At 71.7% G+C, this 22,436-nt stretch carries 26 protein-coding genes and 2 tRNA genes; 18 read left to right on the plus strand and 10 right to left on the minus strand.

Annotated elements, in window-relative coordinates:
• Positions 1 to 19: 19 nt before the first annotated feature.
• The 12 genes from D7D94_RS14085 (at position 20) to D7D94_RS14140 (ending at position 10,237) form a co-directional block, all read left to right on the plus strand.
• Entirely contained in the window at positions 20 to 1,042 is a 1,023-nt protein-coding gene (locus D7D94_RS14085) for a TadA family conjugal transfer-associated ATPase (protein ID WP_156243212.1), read from the plus strand.
• Complete coding sequence (locus tag D7D94_RS14090) at positions 1,033 to 1,962, plus strand: type II secretion system F family protein (protein WP_246171813.1); 930 nt, start codon at positions 1,033 to 1,035, stop codon at positions 1,960 to 1,962. The genes D7D94_RS14085 and D7D94_RS14090 overlap by 10 nt, the downstream gene beginning before the upstream one ends.
• Before the next feature lie 41 nt (positions 1,963 to 2,003).
• On the plus strand, positions 2,004 to 2,198 hold the full coding sequence (locus D7D94_RS14095; RefSeq protein WP_156243213.1) for a DUF4244 domain-containing protein: 195 nt from the start codon (positions 2,004 to 2,006) through the stop codon (positions 2,196 to 2,198).
• Positions 2,198 to 2,551, plus strand: coding sequence for a TadE family type IV pilus minor pilin (locus D7D94_RS14100; protein ID WP_156243214.1), 354 nt, complete (start codon positions 2,198 to 2,200; stop codon positions 2,549 to 2,551). The genes D7D94_RS14095 and D7D94_RS14100 overlap by 1 nt, the downstream gene beginning before the upstream one ends.
• Positions 2,551 to 2,871 carry a helicase gene (locus D7D94_RS14105; protein WP_156243215.1) on the plus strand — a complete coding sequence of 107 codons (321 nt, stop codon included), beginning with the start codon at positions 2,551 to 2,553 and terminating at the stop codon, positions 2,869 to 2,871. The genes D7D94_RS14100 and D7D94_RS14105 overlap by 1 nt, the downstream gene beginning before the upstream one ends.
• Before the next feature lie 147 nt (positions 2,872 to 3,018).
• Positions 3,019 to 5,688, plus strand: a complete 2,670-nt coding sequence (gene topA, locus D7D94_RS14110) for a type I DNA topoisomerase (protein WP_156243472.1) — start codon at positions 3,019 to 3,021, stop codon at positions 5,686 to 5,688.
• Between the two features lie 2 nt (positions 5,689 to 5,690).
• Complete coding sequence (tmk, locus tag D7D94_RS14115; protein ID WP_156243216.1) at positions 5,691 to 6,311, plus strand: dTMP kinase; 621 nt, start codon at positions 5,691 to 5,693, stop codon at positions 6,309 to 6,311.
• A 40-nt stretch (positions 6,312 to 6,351) separates the two neighbouring features.
• Entirely contained in the window at positions 6,352 to 7,509 is a 1,158-nt protein-coding gene (locus D7D94_RS14120; RefSeq protein WP_156243217.1) for a DNA polymerase III subunit delta', read from the plus strand.
• Positions 7,506 to 9,077: an alpha/beta hydrolase gene (locus D7D94_RS14125; RefSeq protein WP_156243218.1), complete on the plus strand. Its 1,572-nt coding sequence runs from the start codon at positions 7,506 to 7,508 to the stop codon at positions 9,075 to 9,077. Before D7D94_RS14120 ends, D7D94_RS14125 begins: the two co-directional genes overlap by 4 nt.
• 105 nt (positions 9,078 to 9,182) lie before the next feature.
• Positions 9,183 to 9,255, plus strand: a tRNA-Thr gene (locus tag D7D94_RS14130).
• 149 nt (positions 9,256 to 9,404) lie between these two features.
• On the plus strand, positions 9,405 to 9,683 hold the full coding sequence (locus D7D94_RS14135; protein WP_156243219.1) for a hypothetical protein: 279 nt from the start codon (positions 9,405 to 9,407) through the stop codon (positions 9,681 to 9,683).
• Between the two features lie 155 nt (positions 9,684 to 9,838).
• Positions 9,839 to 10,237, plus strand: a complete 399-nt coding sequence (locus D7D94_RS14140) for a hypothetical protein (protein ID WP_156243220.1) — start codon at positions 9,839 to 9,841, stop codon at positions 10,235 to 10,237.
• A 6-nt stretch (positions 10,238 to 10,243) separates the two neighbouring features.
• On the opposite strand, the gene D7D94_RS14145 is transcribed toward D7D94_RS14140, so the two are convergent.
• Positions 10,244 to 10,447 carry a hypothetical protein gene (locus tag D7D94_RS14145; protein ID WP_173024206.1) on the minus strand — a complete coding sequence of 68 codons (204 nt, stop codon included), beginning with the start codon at positions 10,445 to 10,447 and terminating at the stop codon, positions 10,244 to 10,246.
• Between the two features lie 41 nt (positions 10,448 to 10,488).
• Here D7D94_RS14145 and D7D94_RS14150 point away from each other — a divergent pair, with 41 nt between their 5' ends.
• The gene (locus D7D94_RS14150; RefSeq protein ID WP_246171814.1) at positions 10,489 to 10,926 is read left to right on the plus strand and encodes a MarR family winged helix-turn-helix transcriptional regulator; all 438 of its coding nucleotides are present in this window, start codon (positions 10,489 to 10,491) and stop codon (positions 10,924 to 10,926) included.
• A gap of 25 nt (positions 10,927 to 10,951) precedes the next feature.
• Positions 10,952 to 11,521 (plus strand): isochorismatase family protein, encoded by a 570-nt coding sequence (locus D7D94_RS14155; protein WP_156243222.1) that lies wholly within the window; start codon positions 10,952 to 10,954, stop codon positions 11,519 to 11,521.
• 1 nt (position 11,522) lies between these two features.
• Here D7D94_RS14155 and D7D94_RS14160 read toward each other — a convergent pair whose 3' ends face one another.
• Together D7D94_RS14160 and D7D94_RS14165 are read right to left on the minus strand one after the other, a co-directional pair.
• Positions 11,523 to 12,137 carry a GyrI-like domain-containing protein gene (locus D7D94_RS14160; RefSeq protein ID WP_156240643.1) on the minus strand — a complete coding sequence of 205 codons (615 nt, stop codon included), beginning with the start codon at positions 12,135 to 12,137 and terminating at the stop codon, positions 11,523 to 11,525.
• Positions 12,138 to 12,189: 52 nt separating this feature from the next.
• Positions 12,190 to 12,996 carry a fructosamine kinase family protein gene (locus D7D94_RS14165; protein ID WP_246171815.1) on the minus strand — a complete coding sequence of 269 codons (807 nt, stop codon included), beginning with the start codon at positions 12,994 to 12,996 and terminating at the stop codon, positions 12,190 to 12,192.
• Between the two features lie 103 nt (positions 12,997 to 13,099).
• Between D7D94_RS14165 and D7D94_RS14170 the strand changes: the two genes are divergently transcribed.
• Both D7D94_RS14170 and D7D94_RS14175 read left to right on the plus strand, forming a co-directional pair.
• Entirely contained in the window at positions 13,100 to 13,762 is a 663-nt protein-coding gene (locus tag D7D94_RS14170) for a helix-turn-helix transcriptional regulator (RefSeq protein WP_173024207.1), read from the plus strand.
• Positions 13,763 to 13,802: 40 nt separating this feature from the next.
• A complete protein-coding gene (locus tag D7D94_RS14175; RefSeq protein WP_343032137.1) occupies positions 13,803 to 15,056 on the plus strand; it encodes a globin domain-containing protein in 1,254 nt (417 codons plus the stop codon).
• Positions 15,057 to 15,112: 56 nt separating this feature from the next.
• Here D7D94_RS14175 and D7D94_RS14180 read toward each other — a convergent pair.
• Positions 15,113 to 15,185, minus strand: a tRNA-Lys gene (locus D7D94_RS14180).
• A gap of 38 nt (positions 15,186 to 15,223) precedes the next feature.
• Between D7D94_RS14180 and D7D94_RS14185 the strand changes: the two genes are divergently transcribed.
• Together D7D94_RS14185 and D7D94_RS14190 are read left to right on the plus strand one after the other, a co-directional pair.
• The gene (locus D7D94_RS14185) at positions 15,224 to 15,613 is read left to right on the plus strand and encodes a hypothetical protein (RefSeq protein ID WP_156240646.1); all 390 of its coding nucleotides are present in this window, start codon (positions 15,224 to 15,226) and stop codon (positions 15,611 to 15,613) included.
• 87 nt (positions 15,614 to 15,700) lie between these two features.
• The gene (locus tag D7D94_RS14190; protein ID WP_156240647.1) at positions 15,701 to 16,330 is read left to right on the plus strand and encodes a DNA-directed RNA polymerase subunit beta; all 630 of its coding nucleotides are present in this window, start codon (positions 15,701 to 15,703) and stop codon (positions 16,328 to 16,330) included.
• 242 nt (positions 16,331 to 16,572) lie between these two features.
• Here the strand turns inward: D7D94_RS14190 and pstB are convergent, their stop codons facing one another.
• From pstB to D7D94_RS14220, 6 genes are all read right to left on the minus strand, one after another.
• Positions 16,573 to 17,352 (minus strand): phosphate ABC transporter ATP-binding protein PstB, encoded by a 780-nt coding sequence (gene pstB / locus D7D94_RS14195; protein WP_156240648.1) that lies wholly within the window; start codon positions 17,350 to 17,352, stop codon positions 16,573 to 16,575.
• A gap of 41 nt (positions 17,353 to 17,393) precedes the next feature.
• Entirely contained in the window at positions 17,394 to 18,476 is a 1,083-nt protein-coding gene (gene pstA, locus D7D94_RS14200; protein WP_156240649.1) for a phosphate ABC transporter permease PstA, read from the minus strand.
• A 1-nt stretch (position 18,477) separates the two neighbouring features.
• Positions 18,478 to 19,470, minus strand: coding sequence for a phosphate ABC transporter permease subunit PstC (pstC, locus tag D7D94_RS14205; RefSeq protein ID WP_156240650.1), 993 nt, complete (start codon positions 19,468 to 19,470; stop codon positions 18,478 to 18,480).
• A gap of 137 nt (positions 19,471 to 19,607) precedes the next feature.
• Complete coding sequence (locus D7D94_RS14210; RefSeq protein ID WP_156240651.1) at positions 19,608 to 20,714, minus strand: phosphate ABC transporter substrate-binding protein PstS; 1,107 nt, start codon at positions 20,712 to 20,714, stop codon at positions 19,608 to 19,610.
• Positions 20,715 to 20,847: 133 nt separating this feature from the next.
• Complete coding sequence (locus tag D7D94_RS14215) at positions 20,848 to 21,690, minus strand: exodeoxyribonuclease III (protein WP_156240652.1); 843 nt, start codon at positions 21,688 to 21,690, stop codon at positions 20,848 to 20,850.
• A 93-nt stretch (positions 21,691 to 21,783) separates the two neighbouring features.
• The coding region (locus D7D94_RS14220) for a sugar phosphate nucleotidyltransferase (protein WP_246171816.1) at positions 21,784 to 22,436 on the minus strand (653 nt) is incomplete at its 5' end.

A 22,436-nucleotide genomic window follows, 5' to 3' on the forward strand; every position in this document is an offset into this window, starting at 1 on the left:
GTCTCCGTAGCGTCGGAGCATGGCCGTCCCCTTCATCGTCCAGCCGCGCGGACGCCCCCGCCGCGCCGCGGACGGGCGTGCGGAGAGCCCGCACCGGGACGACCAGGCGGCGCGAGCGGACCTCGGTCCGCTCGCGCCGTACCTCGCCGACGGCGGGGTCACCGATCTCTTCGTCAACGGCACGGCGGGACTGTTCGTCGACCGGGGGTCCGGTCCGGAGCGGGAGGCGAGCTGGCGTGCCTCCGAGCGCGAGGTGCGCGATCTCGCGACCGCGCTCATCGCCCGAGGCGGGCGGCACATCGACGAGGCGACTCCGTGCGTGGACGTGCGCCTCACCGGCGGTCTGCGCGTCCACGCGGTGCTGCCGCCGGTGAGCTCCGGCGGCACGGCGCTGTCCATCCGCATCCCTCGGCTCGCCCACGCCGACCTCGCCGGCCTCTGCCGCGGCGGCACCTTCGCCGCGGAGGTGCGGGACTGGCTGATCGAGGTCGTCCGCGCGCGGCGGAACGTGCTGGTGACCGGGGCCGCGGGCACGGGGAAGACCACGCTGCTCGCCGCCATGCTCTCGCACGCACCGGCCAACGAGCGCATCGTCACGATCGAGGATGTCGCCGAGCTCCGCATCGCGCATCCCCATCACATCGCCCTCGAGGTCCGGCAGCCGAATCTCGAGGGCGTCGGGGAGATCGGCCTCGCGCGGCTCGTCCGCGAATCCCTGCGGATGCGACCCGACCGCATCGTCGTGGGCGAGTGCCGAGGGGAGGAGGTGCGCGAGCTCCTCACCGCGCTCAACACCGGACACGACGGCGGCGCGGGAACGCTGCACGCCTCCGGTCTCGACGACGTGCCCGCCCGGCTGGAGGCGCTCGGCGCGCTCGCCGGCATGGACGACCACGCGGTCGCGCGGCAGGTGGAGAGCGCGATCGCGTTCGTCCTGCACCTCAAGCGCGATCGCGCGGGGCAGCGCCGCCTCGCCAGGGTCGGGCGCTTCCGCGAGTCGGGCCAGCGCCTCGGCATCGAGGAGGTGGAGCCGTGGCGCTGAAGCGCGGTGAGGATCGCACGGCCGCGGTGGCGGAGACCGTGCTGCGGCTGGCCGTGCTGCTGCAGGCCGGGGCGGCGCCGGCCTCGGCCTGGCGACACCTCGGGGAGGCCGGAGATCGAGACGCGGAGGCGATCGTCGCGCGGGCGGCGAGCGGCGTGCCCCTCGTCGAGGCGATCGAGGCCCAGGCGACCGAGGGGAGGAGCCCTGCGCAGACGCGACTGGCGACCGCGTGGCGCGACGTGGCGGCGGCCTGGGAGGTGTCGATCGCGGTCGGTGCGCCGCTGGCCGAAAGTCTGCGCGCCATGGCGGGCGCGCTGCGCGACGCGCAGGAGAGCGGAGACGACGTGCGGGTCGCCCTCGCCGAGCCCGCCGGCACGGCGCGCCTCATGGGATGGCTGCCGCTCTTCGGCCTGCTCATCGGGGGTGCGCTCGGCTTCGACACGCTCGGCGTGCTCTTCGGCGACCCGATCGGGCTCGTCTGCCTGGGCGCGGGAGCTTCGCTTCTCATCCTCGCCCGCGTCTGGACGGCGCGGCTGGTGCGAGCGGCCCAGCCGCCGCCCGGCACGCCGGGCATGACAGCCGAGCTCGTCGCCATCGGCCTCGCCGGCGGCGTCTCCGTGGAGCGCGCCCGGCGTCTCGTCGATGAGGCGCCGGGCGGCCCGCGCGGAGATGACGGGACCGCCCCGGTGCTGGCGCTGTCCCGCTCGGCGGGCGTGCCCGCCGTCGAGCTGCTGCGCGCGTCGGCCGCGCACGATCGACATGACGCGCGAGTGCGCGGGCGGATGCGCGCCGCGCGGCTCGGGTCGCGGCTGCTGCTGCCCCTCGGCGTCTGCACGCTCCCCGCGTTCCTGTGCCTGGGCGTCGCGCCCATGATGCTCAGCGTCCTCCGCTCGACGCCGCTACCCGTCCTCGGCGGCTGAAACCCCCTCCACCCGGAGAACCCCACAGAGAGAAGGAGCATATGACCGAGAGAACTGGAACTCCGTCGCGGCTCGTCGCGCTGCTCGACGACGACACCGGAGCGTCGACCGCGGAGTACGCGATCGTCACGATGGCCGCCGTCGCATTCGCCGGCATGCTGGTGATGATCATGCGGTCGGGGGAGGTGCAGCAGATCCTCACCGATCTCGTGCGCCGCGCCCTCACGGTGCCCTGATGCCGAGGGCGGTGCGACGGCGGCTTCCCCTGCTCGACGACCGCGGCGCGGTCGCAGCGGAGCTCGCCGTCGCACTGCCTGCCGTCCTCCTCGTCGTCGCGCTCGGAATCGCCGGTCTCGGCGCGAGCGCGCGGCAGGTGCAGCTGCAGGATGCGGCCGCCGACGCGGCGCGCCTCCTCGCCCGAGGGGAGGGTCACGGCAGGGCGGCCGGAGTCGCCGCCGCCGTGGACGGCGCGCTGTCCGTGGCGCACGAGGGCGACCTCGTCTGCGCCACCGTCGCCGCGACGGTGCGGCTGGGCGGTGCCGCACTCCCGCTCTCGGCGTCCAGCTGCGCGCTCGCGGGAGGGGTGTGATGGCCGGGTCCGCGATCGGAGCGGGCGTCATCGCCGTCGCCGGACTGCTCGTGCTGGGGCTCTCGGCCGCGGGCGGCGCCGCGGCCGAGAGCCAGCGCCTCGCGGGCACGGCCGACGCCGCCGCGCTCACCGCGGCCGACGGCCTGAGCGGTGCCGTGCCCGGAGACGCCTGCGGGCTCGCCGCCGCGGTCGCCGCGTCCGCGAGGGCGGAGGTGGCGTCCTGTAGCGTGGACGGTCTCATCGCAACGGTCTCCGTCCGCTCCGGATTCGGCGGATTCACCGTGGTGGCCGCCGCCCGAGCCGGGCCGCCGCCGTCGTGAGCAGCGACCCTCTCCTCTGAGAGCCGCGTCGGTGCGCGCTGTGTATGGTGTGCTTCGAGGAAAGGACGCCCCTTGGCATCAGGCAAGACGGCAGCGGGCAAGGCCCCGGCCGGCAAGACTCTCGTCATCGTCGAGTCTCCGACGAAGATGCGCTCTATTCAGGGCTATCTCGGCGACGGATACGAGGTGCTGAGCTCGGTGGGGCATATCCGCGACCTCGCCGACAAGCGCGACATCCCCGAGAAGGATCGCGAGGCGTACGGCAAGTACTCGATCGACATCGAGCACGGCTTTGAGCCGTACTACGTGGTGAGCGACCGCAAGACGAAGACCGTCTCCGAGCTCAAGCGCGCGGTGAAGGAGGCCTCCGAGCTCCTGCTCGCCACCGATGAGGACCGTGAGGGCGAGGCCATCGCCTGGCACCTCCTGGAGACGCTGAAGCCCAAGATCCCGGTGAAGCGCATGGTCTTCCACGAGATCACGCCCGACGCCATCCGCGCGGCGGTCGACAAGACGCGCGAGCTCGACCTCGCGCTCGTCGACGCCCAGGAGACCCGCCGCATCCTCGACCGCCTGTATGGGTGGGACGTCTCGCCCGTGCTGTGGCGCAAGATCGGCTCGGGCAGCTCCGGCAGCGCGTTGAGCGCCGGCCGCGTGCAGTCCGCCGCCACGCGCATGGTCGTCGACCGCGAGCGCGAGCGCATGGCTTTCGTCTCGGCCTCCTACTGGGGCATCGAGGCGACCGCCGCCCGCGACGCCGAGGCCTTCGCCGTGCGCCTCGTGCGGATGGACGGCTCGCCGTTGGCGACCGGCCGCGACTTCGACGACAAGGGCGAGCTCAAGCGCGCCGTCGTCGTGCTCGACGAGGACGCCGCCCGGAAGCTGTCGGCCGCCATCGACGCCGCCGGCTCCGGGCGCGTGACGAAGGTGGAGGCGAAGCCGGGCACGCGCCGCCCGTCCGCGCCGTTCACGACGTCGACCCTCCAGCAGGAGGCGGGGCGCAAGCTCGGCATGTCGGCGAAGATCACCATGTCGGTCGCGCAGAGCCTCTACGAGCGCGGCTACATCACCTACATGCGCACCGACTCGACGAACCTCAGCGCGCAGGCGATCAGCGCCGCGCGCGAGCAGGCCGTCGGCCTCTACGGCGAGCAGGCCGTGCCGCTGAAGCCCCGCTCCTACGCCTCGAAGAGCAAGAACGCGCAGGAGGCGCACGAGGCCATCCGCCCCTCGGGCGACCGCTTCCGCACCCCCGGCGAGGTCTCCGGCCAGCTGGGGCGCGATGAGCAGCGCATGTACGACCTCATCTGGAAGCGCACCATCGCGAGCCAGATGTCCGACGCGAAGTTCGAGACGACGACGGTCACGCTCGAGGCGGACGCCGACGGCGCCAAGGTCGAGTTCACGGCCTCGGGCACGGTGTACACCTTCAAGGGCTTCCTCGAGGCCTACGAGGAGGGCCGCGACGAGAAGCGCGGCGACGCCGACGAGGCCAAGGAGCAATCGCTCCCCAAGGTCGCCGAGGGCGACGTGCTCGCGCTGCGCGAGGCGAATGCGAAGGGCCACGAGACCACTCCGAAGCCCCGGTACACCGAGGCCAGCCTCGTGAAGGCGCTGGAGGAGCGCGGCATCGGCCGCCCCTCCACGTTCGCGAGCATCATCGGCGTCATCCTCGACCGCGGCTACGTCGTCAAGCGCGGCCAGGCGCTCGTCCCCACGTGGATCGCGTTCAGCGTGATCCGGCTGCTCGAGGACCACTTCGCCGAGCTCGTGGACTATGACTTCACCGCGGAGCTCGAGGACGACCTCGATGCGATCGCCCGCGGCGAGCAGCGTCGTGTGGACTGGCTGAAGTCCTTCTACTTCGGCGGCGAGGGGCATCCGGGCCTGCGCAACATCGTCGACAACCTCGGCGAGATCGACGCGCGGGCCATCAACTCGATGCCGATCACGGAGACCGCCACGCTGCGCGTGGGCAAGTACGGCCCGTACCTCGAGGTCGTCGACCCGGCGCACCCCGACGAGAAGCCGCGGATCGTCAACGTCCCCGAGGACCTCGCCCCCGACGAGCTCACGCCCGCGAAGGCGCAGGAGCTCATCGACGCCCCGGTCGTCAGCGACCGCGTGCTCGGCGAGAACCCCGAGAACGGCAAGATCGTCGTCGTGAAGGACGGCCGGTACGGCCCCTACGTGCAGGAGCAGGACCCGCCCTCTGCCGAGGACGCCGATCCCGCCACCGGCGAGGTCGTCGAGGAGGCGCCGAAGAAGCGCGGCGCGAAGAAGGCCGCGGCTCCCAAGCCCCGCACGGCGTCGCTGTTCAAGAGCATGACGCCGGAGTCGGTGGACCTCGACACCGCGCTGCGCCTGCTGTCGCTGCCGCGCGTGGTCGGCGCCGACCCGGAGACCGGCGACGAGATCACCGCGCAGAACGGCCGGTTCGGGCCGTACCTCAAGAAGGGCGCCGACTCGCGCTCGCTCGAGAGCGAGAGCCAGATCTTCGACATCACGCTCGAGCAGGCGCTGGAGCTGTACAAGCAGCCGAAGTACGGCGCGAAGCGCGCCTCGAGCGCCCTCAAGGAGTTCGACAACGACCCCGTCAGCGGCAAGCCGATCCGCGTGAAGGACGGTCGCTTCGGTCCGTATGTCACCGACGGCGAGACGAACGCGACGATCCCGCGAGGCGAGACGGTCGACGAGGTGGACTTCGAGCGCGCCAAGCAGCTGCTGGCCGACAAGCGCGCGAAGGGCCCTGTCAAGAAGCGGACGACCACGCGGAAGACCACGACCGCGCGCAAGCCGGCCGCGAAGAAGAAGTGACGGTGGCGCCGGGCCTCTGGGTCACCTTCGAGGGCGGCGACGGCGTCGGCAAGACGACGCAGGCGGCTCTGCTCCAGCAGTGGCTGGAGCAGAGCGGCCGCGCGGTCGTCCGCACCCGGGAGCCGGGCGGGAGCGAGGTGGGACAGCTCATCCGCGACATCGTCCTGCATCACCGCGGCGACATCGCCCCGCGGGCGGAGGCGCTCCTGTACGCCGCCGATCGCGCCCACCACGTGCAGACGGTCGTCCGGCCGGCGCTCGCACGCGGCGACGTCGTCATCCAGGACCGCTATCTGGACTCCTCGGTCGCCTACCAGGGCGCCGGCCGCGTGCTCGACGCGGCGGAGGTCCGAGGGCTGTCGCTCTGGGCCGCGGAGGGCGCGCTGCCCGACGTAACGGTGCTGCTCGACCTCGAACCCCGGGCCGCGCGCGCGCGACTGGACGCCGCGGACAAGCCGTTCGACCGCCTCGAGGCCGAGAAGGAGGACTTCCACCGACGGGTGCGGGAGGCCTTCCTGGCCCTGGCGGCGGCGGAGCCGGCGCGCTTCTTCGTCGTCGACGCGAGCCGGTCTGCCGAGGACCTCGCCCAGGCCATCCGCTCGCGCGTGGCCGAGCGGCTCTGAGACGCGACGTGCTGTCGGAGGCCCTCGTTAGGCTGGCGGTATGACCTCGCTCGCCGCACCCGCCCCGCCCTGGAGCGACGTGTGGGGGCAGGACCAGGCGGTCGAGATCCTGCAGACGGCCGCGTCCGGCACGGCCGCGCTCTCGCACGCCTGGCTCATCACGGGTCCTCCCGGCTCCGGGCGCTCGACCCTCGCCCGCGCCTTCGCCGCGGCGCTCATCGCGTCGGGGCCTGACGACACCGCGACGATGCGGCAGGTGCTCGCCGGCACGCATCCCGATCTCACGGCGCTGCGCACCGAGGGCGTCATCATCACGATCGCGCAGGCGCGCTCGCTCGTCGAGCGGTCGTACTTCTCGCCGTCCACCGGCCGGTACCGCGTCATCGTCGTCGAGGACGCGGATCGGATGAGCGAGCGCACGTCGAACGTGCTCCTCAAGGCGCTCGAGGAGCCGCCGCCGGAGACGATCTGGGTGCTCTGCGCGCCCAGCGACGCCGACCTGCTCCCGACCATCCGCTCGCGCGTGCGGCTGCTGCGGCTGCGCGAGCCCGAGGTGGCCGACGTCGCCGCCCTCATTCAGGCGCGCACGGGCGTGGATGCCGCGACCGCCGAGCAGGCGGCGCGTCATGCCCAGCGCCACATCGGCATGGCGCAGCGGCTCGCGACGGATCCCGCGTCGCGTCGTCGGCGCGACGAGACGCTGCGCGCGGTCCTGCGCGTGCGCGGCATCGGCGACGTCGTCGAGGTGGCCGGGGAGATCGTGCAGGCAGCGGGCGACGACGCGAAGGCGCTGACGGCCGAGCGCGACGAGGCCGAGCGCGCCTCCCTCCTGCGGACCGTCGGCGTGGTCGAAGGAGCGCGCATCCCGCCGGCGGTGCGCTCGCAGATCACCGCCCTGGAGGACGAGCAGCGCAAGCGCGCCACGCGCAGCCTCCGCGACGGCATCGACCGCGTGCTCACCGACCTGCAGTCGCTGTATCGCGACATCGTGCTCCTGCAGCTCGGCCGCGAGGAGGGGCTCATCAACCTCGAGCTCGTCGACGACCTGCGCGCGCTCGCGAGCGCCTGGAAGCCGCAGCGCACGCTCGTCGTGCTCGACCACATCGCCGAGACGCGCGACGCGCTCGAGCAGAACGTGCAGCCCACGCTCGCGCTCGAGAGCCTCCTCGTCACGATCGTCAGCGGAAGGAAGCCATGACCGCTCGCCACCCCCGGAGCACGCGGTTGACACGGCTTCCGGTCGCCGTCGCCGGGCTCGTCACCGCCGCGCTCGCGCTGTCGGGCTGCCTGTTCGCGGATCCCGACACGACCACGCAGGCCGCGCCCACCGCCGGCGCGGAACCCGTCGTCGAGGGGGTGCCCGACGAGCTGCTGCCGTTCTACGACCAGCGCCTCGAGTGGGCGGCCTGCGCCGAGGGCTTCCAGTGCACGACCGTCACCGCGCCGCTCGACTGGGACGACCCGGACGCAGGCGAGATCGACCTCGCCGTCATCCGCCAGCGCGCGCTCTCGGGCGAGGCCGAGGGGTCGCTGCTGACCAACCCCGGCGGGCCGGGCGCCAGCGGGGTGTCGTTCGTCCGCGACAGCATCGACTTCTCCATCGGCGACGCGCTGCAGGAGAGCTACGACGTCGTGGGCTGGGACCCGCGCGGCGTGGGGGAGTCGACGGCGGTCCGCTGCTTCGACGCTCCCGAGATGGACGCCTACCTCTACGACATCCCGGCGGGCGGGCGCGACTCCGCCGAGTGGGATGCCGACCTCGAGAAGCGCGCGGAGGCATTCGCCGACGCGTGCGAGGAGAACAGCGGCGGCATCCTGCCCTTCATCACCACCGAGCAGTCCGCGCACGACCTCGACCTCCTCCGCGCCGTCCTCGGCGAGAGCGAGCTGGACTACCTGGGCTTCTCCTATGGCACGTTCCTCGGCGCGACCTACGCGAAGGACTTCCCCGATCGAGTCGGCCGCCTCGTGCTGGATGGCGCGATCGACCCCGCCGCGTCCGGCGAGGAGGTGGGTGTGGCCCAGGCGATCGGCTTCGAGGCGGCGCTGAAGACGTACATGGGCGCTTGCGTCGCGGGCGACACCGGAGCGGCGTGCCCGTTCGCGGGAACCGCGGACGACGCGATGCAGGACCTCGGGGCGCTGCTCTCCGCGGTCGACGCCGCTCCGCTTCCCGCGCAGGACGGCCGCGAGCTCGGCGCCGACAGCCTGATGACCGCCATCATCGCGGCCCTCTACAACCAGGGGAACTGGCCCTACCTCACCGAGGCGCTCACGGGAGCGCTCGAGGGAGACCCCACCGCCGCGTTCTTCCTCGCCGACTTCTACAACGGGCGGGAGGGCGGGGAGTACTCCGACAACTCCACCGAGGCGTTCAACGCCTACAACTGCATGGACTATCCCGAGGATCCCGAGGAGGCGGTCGAGGAGACCGAGCGCCGCATCGCTGAGGAGGCGCCCACCATCGCCCCCTACTGGTCCGGCGCCTCGGTGTGCGAGCACTGGCCGTATCCGCCGACCGGCACGCGAGAAGAGATCGCGGCTCCGGGTGCTGCGCCCATCCTCGTCATCGGCACCACCGGAGACCCTGCGACCCCCTACGCGTGGGCCGAGGCGCTCGCCGGCCAGCTCGAATCGGGAGTCCTGCTCACCCACGAGGGAGAGGGGCACACCGCCTACAACGGCTCCAGCGACTGCGTGAACGAGGCGGTCGAGAGCTTCCTCGTGGCAGGCACGGTGCCGCAGGACGGCCTCGTCTGCTCCTGAGCAGCACGCGGTCGGCGGCGAAACGCCCGGATGGCCGCGCCGGTTCGCGACGCGCCCTCCGAACCGGTATGCTTGGTTCTCGTGCCGCTCGCGCGGTGCGAAATCGCCACCTTAGCTCAGTCGGCAGAGCGATTCACTCGTAATGAATAGGTCGTCGGTTCGATTCCGACAGGTGGCTCCGAAGAAGGCCCGGTCAGATGCACATCCGACCGGGCCTTTCGTGTGTCCGCCGGCCCCTCCTCCCTCGCGCCATGGCTCAGGTCCGCTCAGATGGCAAGGGGTTTCCCCGAGAACTGCGCGCTGTTTATCTGGGATCCGGAGGAACCCATGCAGCGCATCACGCTCACCGTCAATGACACGTCCCATCCCCTCGCACAGGGGCAGGACATCGAGACCATCCAGGCCGCCGCGGTCGAGGCCCTTCACAAGGGCGGGGAGGTCATCACCGTCACGCTCTACGGCAACCGCGAGCTGGCCATCCTTGTCTCACCCGGGGTCCCGCTCACCTTCGAGGTGGAGGAGGTGCCGGACGAACCGCGGGACGACGGCGATCTCACCAAGCCGTTCGAGCCCTACTCGGAGCTCGACGCGGGCTTCGCCGTCTAGCTGTAGTGCCCAGAGGGGAGGCGCCGGCCACGGCGGTGGCGGTGGGCGTCCCCTCGTCCGCCTGCGCCCGGGCGTCGAGCGCCCGTCGCGTAGGCTGGGATCCCCGGGAAGACGCGGCATCCGCGGACACGGGACGCCCGAGGAACGAGAGCCCCATGGACGCCAGCCACGTGATCGGCGCGATCACCGAGATCTTCTCGTGGATCGGCCTGGGCGCGACCATTCTGCTCGGTCTCGCGGCGATCGTCGCCCGGCTGGCCGACGGCACCTGGGTGCCCGTGCGCGCGTTCGTGCTCTCGGATGCTGAGCCTCCGGCCATCCGCTGGTTCTCGGCGGGGCACGAGGTGGGTCATGCGCCGCTCACGCCCGAGGTCCGACGGGCGGCGGGCGATGCCGACGAGGTCGACGTCTTCACCAACCCGCGGCGGCCTGGCTCCGTGCGCCTGCATCGGCACTCACCGCTGCCGCGTCTGCTGGGCTGGGGGGCGGTCGCGTTCGCCGCCCTCGGCATCGTGTCGAGCGTCACGCAGCTCGTGCTGGTCGCCCTCGGCTGACGGCGCTCAGGGGGTGGGACAGTGCAGCTCGCCCTCGACCAGGCGGTGCTCGGCCTTGAAGGCGCCGCAGCGGTGGCAGGGCGTGCCGCGCCCCTCGCCCACCTGGGCGGGGCCGGCGAGGCCGATGAGGGTGGTGTTGAACCACTGGTAGAAGCCGCCCGCTTCGCGGATGCGCGTGCGCAGGGGCTTCCGGTCGGCTGCTCGTCCCATGATCATTAGTGTACTAACAATCCCGGCGGTAGGATGGACGGGTGACCGATCCCGACGCCCTGCTGAAGCTGGACAACCAGCTCTGCTTCGCGATCGTGACCGCCGCCCGCAACGTCGTGTCGATCTACCGCCCCGTGCTGGAGCCGCTCGGACTCACTCATCCGCAGTACCTCGTCATGCTGGCGCTGTGGGAGGAGTCGCCGCGCACGCTCGGCGAGATCGCCACCGCCCTCGCGCTCGAGCCGGCCACGGCGTCGCCGCTCGTGAAGCGCCTGGAGCGACAGGGTCTGGTGCGTCGTGAGCGCAGCGCCCGCGATGAGCGGCGCCTGGAGATCGGCCTGACCGAGGACGGGGCCGCACTGCGAGAGCGGGCGCTGGCCGTGCCCGAGCAGATCATGGCGCGCGTGGGGCTGGACGTCGCGCAGCTGGCCGCGCTCCGCGACGCCCTCCGGCCGTTCGCGGGACATCTGGAGGCCTGACGCCTCGGGCGTCTACGCTCGGGGCATGACCCGAGCGCTTCTCATCGTCGACGTGCAGAACGACTTCACCGAGGGCGGTGCCCTCGGAGTGTCCGGCGGTCACGCGGTGGCCGAGGGCATCACCCGTCACCTCGCCGCGCATGCGGCGGACTACACCGCGATCATCGCCTCGAGGGACTGGCACGACGCCACCGGCGACAACGGCGGCCACTTCGCCCGCGGTGTCCCGGACTTCGTCGACACCTGGCCTGTGCACTGCGTGGCCGATACCACGGGGGCCGAGTACGATCCCGGGCTCGACACCGCGGCGATCACGCACCACGTGAAGAAGGGGCAGGGGCGAGCGGCGTACTCCATGTTCGAGGGCACGACGGATGGCGGCGGCACCGTCATGGACCTGCTCGCCGACCACGGGATCGAGTCGGTCGACATCGTCGGGATCGCGACCGATCACTGCGTGCGCGCCACCGCCCTCGATGCGCTCCGGTACGGGCAGCACGTGCGCGTGCTCTCCGACCTGGTCGCGGGGGTCGCCCCCGAGCCGTCCGAGGACTCCCTCGCCGAACTCGTCCGCGCGGGCGCGGAGGTCGTCTGAGTCATCCGGTCACCGGCTGACGCAGGATGGTCCGCCGGCGCTCCGCGGGGACGCGGCGGAAGTCGCTGAGGTAGATCTCGTGATGCACCCCGGTCATGCGCAGCCCCTGCTCGCGGATCGCCTCGCGGTGCATCCGCTCGAGGACCGGCCCCTCGTCGTCGAACGACCCCACGTGCAGCGTCTGCACGCAGCGGCCCTCCGCCAGCGAGATCCACCGCAGGGCATCGATCCGGGGCGGGCGCTTCGCCGCGGCCCGCGCGATCGCGCGCTCGACGGCATCCGCGTCCACGGGGTACGGCGTGTGGATGAGCAGCGTCCACTCCCACGCCGCCTTGTCCCGCGCCGTGGTGAAGACCGCGGGATCCTCGGCGTGCCAGAGCCCCTCGAGCGGCGGCACGACGATGTCGAGGCCGGTCTCGTCGCGCAGGGCGAACTTGAGCGCGTACGCGACGGGGTACAGCGTCTCGACTGCCGCCGTGAACGCCGGCGACGTGTTCGGATCGCCCCTGCCGTCGACGGCGAGGTACGCCATCTCGGGGACTGTCACGGTGCGGAAGATGCCCTGCCGAGCGCGGTACCCGTCGAACTCCCGACGCACGTCGAGCTTCTCGGCCATGCCGCCAGGGTAGAGGAGATCGGTCCTCGCTGGCGCCGCTGCCGCTCCGGCGTCAGAGGTACCTTCCGGCGAGCCGCAGCGCCGAGCGCGTGTAGCCGCCGCGGAAGAGGTGAGCATGCATGATGACGATCCCCAGCTGATGCAGCTCCACGCGCTCGCGCCATCCGGAGGCGAGGGGAGACGCCTCGTCGTAGCCGGCGCAGACCTCCGCCAGGTGCGGGAACCCGAACACCGCGAGCGTCGCGAGGTCGGTCTCGGCATGACCGCCGTGCGCGAGCGGGTCGATGAGGGCGGCTCCGGTCGGGCCCGCGTCGTACAGCACGTTGCCCGCCCACATGTCGCCGTGCACCCGTGCGACCGGATGGCCGGCTGCCGAGACGAGGGCCGGCTGCGGATGGTCGAGGGCGCCGTCTCGCAGGCGCTCGCAGAGCCGGTCGAAGACGCGCGCGTCGTCGGCGTCGATGACACCGTCCGCGCGCAGCCGGCGGGCGAACACCTCGACGCGATGCTCGGCGTAGAACGCCCCCCACGTCGAGGGAGCGGCGCTGCGGTCGAGGACGAGTGGCGTCCGCGAGCGTCCCATGGTGAGCGACCCTGGCCATCCGTCGGGCGGACAGCCCCACCAGTCGGCACCGGCGGCATGCGTGCGGGCGAGGGCCGCGCCGAAAGCGCGCGCCGCCGCGGCCGACGGCGCGACCTCGTCGATCGATTCCAGCACGAGCCGGTCGTCGTCGACGTCCACGACGTGTGCGATGCGCGCGCCGCCGTCGGCCGCCGCCAGCCACCGCAGCCCCGCGGCCTCGCCCCGGGGATCGTCGCCGGCGCGCCGCGGCTTGGTGAAGAGGCGATCGGCGGTCACGGCGCTCCTCTCGACGACCTGCTGCGACCCTAGCGCCTGCCGCCGCCGCCCCCTCTCCGCGAGGCCGATGACGCGCGCGGGCGCCGCCGATAGAATCCGCGTCATGGTCCGGCGTGCGCACGAGTACCGCGGTCTCACGCAGATGAGCCGACTGCGCCTCCTGCGCGCCGTGCAGCGGCAGCCGGGACGACTGGTGCAGGAGCTCGCCGAGGACACCGGCCTCCACGTCAACACCGTGCGCGACCATCTGCGCGTCCTCGAGGACGAGGGGCTCGTCGTCGCCCGCACCGTCCGCACCGGCGGAAGGGGCCGCCCGCCGGTGGTCTTCCACCCCGTCCGGGAGGCCGACGCGAGCCCGGCCGTCGAGGAGCGTCTCGAGCAGGCGCGCGAGCGCGGAAATCTGCTCCGTCGTCTCCAGCCGGAGCTCGACGTCACCGAGGACCTCGGCGAGGACGCAGTGCACCAGCTGGACGCGCTGTACGAGCACCTGGAGGATGCCGGCCTCCAGCCGCGCATCGATGAGCCGTCGCTCACGGTGGGCCTCGTGCCGTGCGCCTACCACGCCGCGGTCGCCGAGAACCAGTCGCTCGTGTGCTCGGTCCACGCCCGGCTCGTCCAGGACGTGCTGACGCAGGTGCCGGGGCCCGTGCGATTGCGGCGCGTCGACCCGTTCGTCACGCCCCACAGCTGCATGATCGCGCTCAGCATCTCCGGCAGGTCGCGCGAGACCGGCGGCGATCCGGACGCGGCGTCCTCCGCGGAATAAACACGGCCATCCCGCCCGCGGCGCGCGGCACGCGCGCGGCATGATCGTCGCGAAGGACTTCCGAGCCGCGAAGGGGATCATCATGGAGCTGTCCGCAGAGTCGAAGGCCGTCGTCGCCGCCACCGCCGGCGTCGTCGCCGAGCACGCCGAGGAGATCACCCGCGTCTTCTACCCGACGATGTTCGCCGACCACCCCGAGTTGCTGAACGTCTTCAACCGCGCGAACCAGGCGATCGGGGAGCAGCCGAAGGCGCTCGCCGCGTCGGTCGTCGCGTTCGCCGTGCAGCTCATCGACCCCGACGCCCCGGACTTCACTCCCGTGATGCAGCGGATCGCGCACAAGCACGTGTCCCTGGGCATCCGCGCCGCGGACTACCTCGTCGTGGGCCGCTACCTGCTGGGAGCGGTGAAGACGGTGCTCGGCGACGCGATCACGCCCGACGTCGCGGCCGCCTGGGACGAGGTGTACTGGCTCTTCGCCACGACGCTGATCGCCGAGGAGGCCCGCCTGTACGCGCTGGGTGGCACGAACCCCGACGAGCCGTGGCGGAAGTACCGGGTCGTCGAGCGGTTCGACGAGTCGGAGGAGGTCGTCTCGCTCCTCCTCGCGCCCGTCGAGGGCATCGTGCCCTCGCACCACACGGGTCAGTACGTCGCGATCGCCGTCGACCTGCCGGATGGCACGCGTCAGCCGCGGCAGTACACGATCTCCTCCGGCCCCCGCGGCGACTCGCTGCGCGTGACGATCAAGCGCGTGCGCGGCCTCGACGGGCTGCCCGACGGCCAGGTGTCGACGTGGCTGCATGAGAACGCGCACCCCGGCACCGTGCTGGATGTGTCGCAGCCAGCGGGCGACGTTGTGCTCGACGAGTCCGACGCTCCGCTCGTGCTCGTCTCGGCGGGCATCGGCATCACGCCCATCGCGGCCATCCTCGAGGACCTCTCGCGTCGCCAGCCGGACCGCACGGTGCGGCTCTTCCACGCGGACAGGTCGCACGGCACGCACGCGCTGTACGAGGGCCTGCGCCGTCAGGTGCTCGCGATGAGCGACGCCCGGGCGCAGAACTGGTACGAGGAGGGTGCGGAGGCCGCTCCGACGCTCCACCCCGCCCGCAGCGGCTTCATGGACCTGTCCGACATCGAGGTGCCCGAGGAGAGCCAGGTCTTCATGTGCGGACCGCTGCCGTTCATGCAGGCGATGCGTCGCACGCTGCTGCGGAAGGGCATCCCGGCCGAGAGCATCCACTACGAGGTGTTCGGCCCCGACCTCTGGGCGCAGAACCCCGCGGACTGAGGGACGACAGGAGCCTCTGCCGGACGGCGTCCGGCAGAGGCTCCTGTCGTGCGGGGTGGGCCCAGAGGGGCTCGAACCCTCGACCTACGGATTAAAAGTCCGCTGCTCTACCGACTGAGCTATAGGCCCACGACCACTTTACGCGGCCGGGGTGGTAGCTTCGGCGCATGCTGGGCAGACGCACCTTCAGCGACGAGGAGCAGGCCCGCGCGCGGGAGTGGTTCGAGGAGACGCTGCGCGCGGCCCGCGACGTGCACACGATCGGGGAGCGGAGGGCGTCCGAGGGGATCCTGCTGGCGCTCGACCGCTGGTTCATCCATCGGGTGCGCAGCGTCGCGGGGGAGGACACCAACCCGCTCACGGAGCTCGTGCTCGTGGTCGAGGCGATCCTCGCCGACGGCGTCCTCCGCGAGCAGCCGCCGATCATGTACGACCGGGCGCGCTCCGTGCTGGCGAACCCGGTCGGACAGCATCTGACTCTCACGTTCGACGACGTGGAGCGGCTGGGCGGCGCGTTCCTCGACGCCATCGCCGAGCGCTACTCCGAGCCGCGCTGACGCATCCGATCCGCCCCGCCATCCTATCGGCCGAGGGTGTGCACGGCCCCGGAGACGACGGGACCGGTGCGGCGTAGCCTGTTCCGGATGAGTGCGGAGTTCAGCAAGCCGGTGCGCCGGCCCTCGGAGATGTTCGACCGGCTGTTCGCGGGCAGCGACCCGGCCGAGATCTCGCGCGCCGCGCACGCCACCGCGGTCGCGCTCCTGTCGCGCGTGCGCGACGAGGCCGACGCCGACGTCGTGCAGCGGCTCATCTCCTTCACCGCCCGCCACGGCATCGACGACATCGCCGAGCTGTGGTCGCAGTCGCCGGCGCGCTCGCTGCCCGGGTCGCTGTGGCGTCTCTACCTCGTGCAGCTGTCGATCCACGACGACCCCGAGACCTCGTCGCTCCTCTACGAGCGGGGCCGAATCGAGCTGCCCTCCGCGGACGTCGTCGTCGCCGGCGCCCCGACTCCCGCGGGCCCGCAGGAGCTCATGGTCCTCATCGACACCATCCTGCACGGCGCGTTCACGGGCGACTACGCCGTCGCGCTCGACCGCACGGCGTCGTTCTGCCGTGTCGTCGCATCGGGCGCCACGCACCTGGCCGACGACTACGAGGCGACCGAGCCGCACCGGTCGTCGACGCTGACGACGCGGGCGCTGCGCCTGTCGGCGTTCGCGGCCGATCTGACGGCGGCCGCTCGCCTCTGGCGGCGCGACGCGCTCGAGTGAGGCGGGGCGCTCGTACGACGCGATGTCGCATCCGAGCGCGGACATGAAAAAGGCCGAGCCGCAGAAAACGCCTCTCGGCGAAAGGCCGCTCGCAGCGGCAGAATTTGGAGCCCGGGGTTACTGCGGCCCGGCTTGTCCAGTCTAACAAACGCGATCCGGCCGAGGGCCGGCGTGGCGGATCCGGAACGGAAGGACCGGATGGCCGGGGCGTCCTCGCGGAGCCGGCCCCGGCCATCCGCGGTTCAGCCGAAGCGGCCGGAGACGTAGTCCTCGGTGGCCTGCACGGAGGGCGTCGTGAAGATCCGCGTGGTGTCGTCGTACTCGATGAGCTTGCCGGGCTTGCCGGTGCCGGCGATGTTGAAGAAGGCCGTCTTGTCGCTCACGCGCGATGCCTGCTGCATGTTGTGCGTGACGATGACGACGGTGTAGTCGTTCTTCAGCTCGCTGATGAGCTCCTCGATCGCGAAGGTGGAGATCGGGTCGAGGGCGGAGCAGGGCTCGTCCATGAGGATGATGTCGGGCGACACCGCGATCGCGCGCGCGATGCAGAGGCGCTGCTGCTGCCCGCCGGAGAGCCCGGAGCCGGGCTTGTCGAGCCGGTCCTTCACCTCGTTCCAGAGATTGGCGCCGGTCAGCGACTTCTCGACGAGCGCGTCGGCGTCGCCCTTCGAGATGCGCTTGTTGTTGAGCTTCACGCCCGCCAGCACGTTCTCGCGGATGGACATCGTGGGGAACGGGTTCGGCCGCTGGAACACCATGCCGACCTGGCGGCGCACGAGCACCGGGTCGACGCCGGGGCCGTAGAGGTCCTGCCCGTCGACGAGCACCTGGCCCTTCACGGAGGCGCCCGGGATGACCTCGTGCATGCGGTTCAGGGTGCGCAGGAACGTGGACTTGCCGCAGCCCGACGGGCCGATGAAGGCGGTGACGGTGCGGGGCTGGATGTCGATGGACACGCCCTCGACGGCGAGGAAGTCGCCGTAGTAGACGTTGAGGTCGTTGACTTCGATGCTCTTGGACACGGGGGTTCCTTCGGGATGGTCGGAGAGAGTCTGCGGGGTGCTCAGCGGCCGGCGGTCTTCGGCGCGAAGAGCCGCGCGATGAGGCGGGCGACGAGGTTGAGCACCATGACGATGGCGATGAGGGTGAGCGCGGCGGCCCATGCGCGCGCCACGGCCGCATCGGGGTTCGTGCCCTGGTTCATGTACTGGTTGTACGCGAACACCGGCAGGGTCATCATCTGCCCGTCGAACAGGTTGGTGTTGAGGCTGAGGGTGTAGCCCGCGGTGAGGAGCAGGGGCGCGGTCTCGCCGATGACGCGTGCGATGGCGAGCATGACCGTCGTCGTGATGCCGGCGATCGAGGTCGGCAGGACCACCTTCACGATCGTCAGCCACTTCGGCACGCCGAGCGCGTAGGCGGCTTCGCGCAGCTCGTTCGGCACGATCCGCAGCAGCTCCTCGCTGCCGCGGACGACCACGGGGATCATGAGCACGGCGAGGGCCAGGGCGCCCATGAAGCCCATGGAGATGCCGGGGCGGACGAACAGGGCGAAGACCGAGTAGATGAACAGGCCCGCGACGATCGAGGGGATGCCCGTCATCACGTCGACGAAGAAGGTGATCGCGCGCGCGACGCGGCCGCGGCCGTACTCGACGAGGTAGATCGACGTCATGAGGCCCACCGGCACCGCGATGAGGGCGGCCAGCAGCGTGATGAGGACCGTGCCCCAGATGGCGTGGACGATGCCGCCGCCCTCGCCGACGATGTTGCGCATCGAGAACGTGAAGAACTCCGCGTCGAAGCGCTGGATGCCGTTGACGACGACCGTCCACAGCAGCGAGACGAGCGGGAGGAGGGCGATCACGAAGGCGGTCGAGACGAGCGCGGTCATGATGCGGTCCATCGCCTTGCGGCTGCTCTCGGCGATCGATGAGACGACGGCGATGAGGACGATGTAGAGGATCATCCCGACGATCAGCGTGCCGGCGATGTTGAAGTCCGCGAGGTCGCCTCCGGCGGCGGCGACGCCGAAGACCACGGCGGCGGCGGCGAAGGAGCCCAGCAGGAGCGCCCAGGGCGCCCACTTCGGCAGGCGGCCGGACGTCAGGCGCATGCTCTGCGCGGAGGCGGCGATGGCGGCCATGTCAGTTCGCTCCGGAGAACTCGGCGCGGCGCGCGACGATCCAGCGCGCGAACGCATTGACCGCGAAGGTCACGATGAAGAGGATGAGGCCGGTCGCGATGAGGGTGTTGATGCCCTCGTCGTGCGCCTCCGGGAACGCCAGCGCGATGTTGGCGGGGATCGGCGTCGGGTTCGTCGACGTGAGGAGCTCGACGGTCACCGCGCCGGAGACCGAGAGCACCATGGTCACGGCCATCGTCTCGCCGAGCGCGCGGCCGAGGGCGAGCATCGCCGCCGACACCATGCCGCCGCGCGCGAACGGCAGCACGGCCATCCGGATCATCTCCCAGCGCGTGGCGCCGAGCGCGAGCGCGGCCTCCTCGTGCAGCTTGGGGGTCTGCAGGAAGACCTCGCGGCAGATGGCGGTCATGATCGGGATGATCATCACCGCGAGGACCAGCGAGGCGGTGAAGATCGTGCGCCCGGTCGCCGAGACCTGGCCGCTGAAGAGCGGGATCCACCCGAGGTTGTCGTTCAGCCACACGAACAGCGGCTGCAGCACGGGAGCGAGCACGAGGCCGCCCCAGAGGCCGAACACCACCGACGGCACCGCCGCGAGGAGGTCGATGACGTAGCCGAGCGTGGCGGCCAGCCGTCGCGGGGCGTAGTGCGAGATGAACAGCGCGATGCCGATCGCGATCGGGGCGGCGATGACGAGAGCGATGATCGACGACCACACCGTGCCGAAGACGAGCGGGCCGACGTAGGTCCAGAACGACTCTCCGCGGAGGATGTGGTTGTCGCTCGTGTCCGCCCGGAACGCAGGGATGCTCTGGATGACGAGGAAGACCGCGACGGCGGCGAGCACGACGAGGATGATCGTGCCGGCGCCGAGCGCGGTGCCGGAGAAGAGGCGGTCGCCGAGGCGCTGCTTCGCCTTGATCGGCGCTCCCGGGCCCGCGGGCTCCGGGGCGTCGGACGGCGCCTGCGATGCCGTCTTCTCAGTGATGCTCATGTGGTCCCAGTCCTCGGGTCGGCGAAGGGATGCGGATGGTGGGGGCGGCGGCTTCCGCGACGATGCCCTCGCGCCATCCTGACGGGGAGGATCTCCCGGACAAGGGCGCGAGGGCACCGGCTACGGCGTCAAGCGGGTCAGCCGACCTGGATGCGGTCGACCGCGGCGAGGACCTGCTCGCGGAGACCGTCGGAGATGGGCGCGCTGCCGGCGTTCTCGGCGGCCGCGCTCTGGCCGTCCTCGCTCGCCATGTACTCGAAGTACGCCTTGACGAGCTCGGCGGTGGCGGCGTCCTCGTACTCCTCGCACCCGATGAGGTAGCTCACCAGCGCGATCGGGTAGGCGCCGTCGGTCGCCGCGGCGGGGTCGACGTCGAAGACGAGGTCGCCCTCGCCGCGGCCCTCGACGAGGGGCGAGTTCTCGACGAGCGCGGACGCCGCCTCTGCGGAGTACGCGATGTACTCGCCGTCGACGCCCACGTGGACCTGACCGAGGTCGCCGATCTGCGACGCGTCGGCGTAGCCGATGGCGCCGTTGCCGGAGGTGATGGCCTGGACGACGCCGGAGGTGCCCTGCGCCGCCTCGCCGCCGTCGATCGGCCACTCGCCGGAGACCTCGTACGTCCACACGTCGGAGGCGGTGGCGGCGAGGTAGGTGGCGAAGGTCTCGGTGGTGCCCGAGTCGTCGGAGCGGTGGACGGGCGAGATCGCCAGGTCGGGCAGCTCGGCGTCGGGGTTCGCCTCCGCGATGGCGGGGTCGTTCCAGTTCGTGATCTCGCCGGCGAAGATGCCCGCGATCGTGGCGGCGTCGAGGTTCAGCGTGTCGACGCCCTCGAGGTTGAAGGCCACCGCGACGGGGGAGATGTAGAGGGGGACCTCGACGATGGCGTCGCTGGTGCAGGCGCCGAAGCCGCCCGCGGCGACCTCCTCGTCGTCGAACGCCCGGTCGGACCCGATGAAGTCGCTCGCTCCGGAGAGGAAGTTCTCACGGCCGGTGCCGGAGCCGGTCGGCTCGTAGTTCACCGTCACGTCGGGGTTCGCCGTCTGGAAGCCGGCGACCCAGGCCTCCTGCGCGGCGGTCTGCGACGACGCGCCGGTGGCGTCGAGCGTTCCGCTGAGCGTGCTCTCCTCGGTGCTGTCGCCGGCGGGTGCGGCCGAGCCGCCCTCGTTCGCGGCGCAGCCGGCGAGCGAGAGTGCGGCGATGGCGCTGACGGCGGCCAGGCTCGAAAGACGAGTGATCTTCACGGTGAATCCTCATTCGGTTCAGGGGAGCCCCGCCGGGTTCGCGGGGCACGTGAGGACGCTAAGAGGGCGTGGTGAAGAGACTGCGGTGCGCGGGTGAACGGCAGGTGAACGCGCGGGAGACGGATGGCGCGGGTCAGAACGCGTAGTCGACGACGACCGGAGCGTGGTCGGTCCAGCGCTCCGCGTAGGACGCCTGCCGGTCCACGCGGTAGGCGGCGACCCGCTCCGCGAGGGCGGGGGTCGCCAGCTGGTAGTCGATCCGCCAGCCCGAGTCGTTGTCGAACGCCTGGCCGCGCTGCGACCACCAGGTGTAGGGGCCGGGCACATCGCCGTGGAAGCGGCGGCCCACGTCGACCCAGCCGAGTCCGGTGCCCGTGGTCCCATCGGCGCACGCGACGCTCTCGCCGGCGGCGCCGAGCCATCGGTCGAAGTAGGCCCGCTCGCGCGGGAGGAAGCCCGCCTTCTTGAGGTTGCCCTTCCAGTTCTTGATGTCGAGCTCGCGGTGCCCCACATTGAGGTCGCCGGTGACGACCGCGAGCGCGCCGTCGGCGGCGAGCTCGGGCAGGCGCGCGTCCATGGCCTCGAGGAACGCCCACTTCTGCTCCTGCTTCGGGGTGCCGACCTCGCCCGTGAAGACGTAGGCGCTCACCGCGGTGAGGGTGCGTCCTTCCACCTCGAAGTCGGCCTCCAGCCACCGCCCGTTCGACTCGAGCGACTCGCCGCCGAGCGCGATGCGCGAGGCGGTCGGCTCCAGGCGGCTGGCGATCGCGACGCCCGCGCGCCCCTTCTGCAGGGAGCGGTCCTCGAGGATGTGCCATCCGGGGAGGGCCGCGTCGAGGTGCTCCCGCTCGCCGCGCACCTCCTGCAGCGTGAGGATGTCCACATCGGCGGTGTCCAGCCATCCGGCCATCCCCTTGCGGGCGGCTGCGCGGATCCCGTTGACGTTGACGGCGGCGACGCGGAGGGTTCGAGGCATGGTCTCGAGCCTATCGAGGGCCTCCGACAGCGCTCGCCTCCGAGGGCGGGTCGCGGGGCTGCGGCCGTTCTGCAGGACGCTGTCGCGGTCGTTCTACAGAACGCTGTCGCGGCCGCCCTCGTGCAGGCGGCCGACGACGCCCTTCACGCGCTGGGCGTGCTCGTTCGTGGTGACCAGCAGCGCGTCGTCGGTGTCGACGACGATGAGGTCGGCGACGCCGATCACCGCGATGACGCGGTTGGAGTGCGAGACGATGAGGCCGGTGGACTCGTCGACGATGACCTTGTCGTTCGGGCCGAGCACGCTCATCCGCGCGCTGTCGCCATCCGAGACGAGGTTCGAGAGGCTGGCGAAGTCGCCGACGTCGTCCCAGTCGAACTGGCCGGGCACGACGGCGAGGCGGCGCTTGGCGGCCGCGGGCTCGGCGACCGCGTAGTCGATCGCGATCTTCTTCAGGCCCGGCCACACGCGGGCCACGGTCTCGTCCTTGCGCGCCGGGTCGTCCCATGCCTCGGCGATCTCCATGAGACCCGCGTGCAGCTCGGGCTCGTTCGCGTGCAGCTCGTCGAGGAGCACATCCGCGCGCGAGATGAACATGCCGGCGTTCCAGAGGAACGAGCGGTCGGCGTAGTAGCGGCGGGCGGTCTCGAGATCGGGCTTCTCGACGAACGTGTCGACCATGGCGGCCAGCGGGGCGTCCTCGACGAACAGCTCGGCGCCGGTCTTGATGTAGCCGAAGCCGACGG

Source organism: Microbacterium oryzae (assembly GCF_009735645.1).
GTDB lineage: Bacteria > Actinomycetota > Actinomycetes > Actinomycetales > Microbacteriaceae > Microbacterium > Microbacterium oryzae.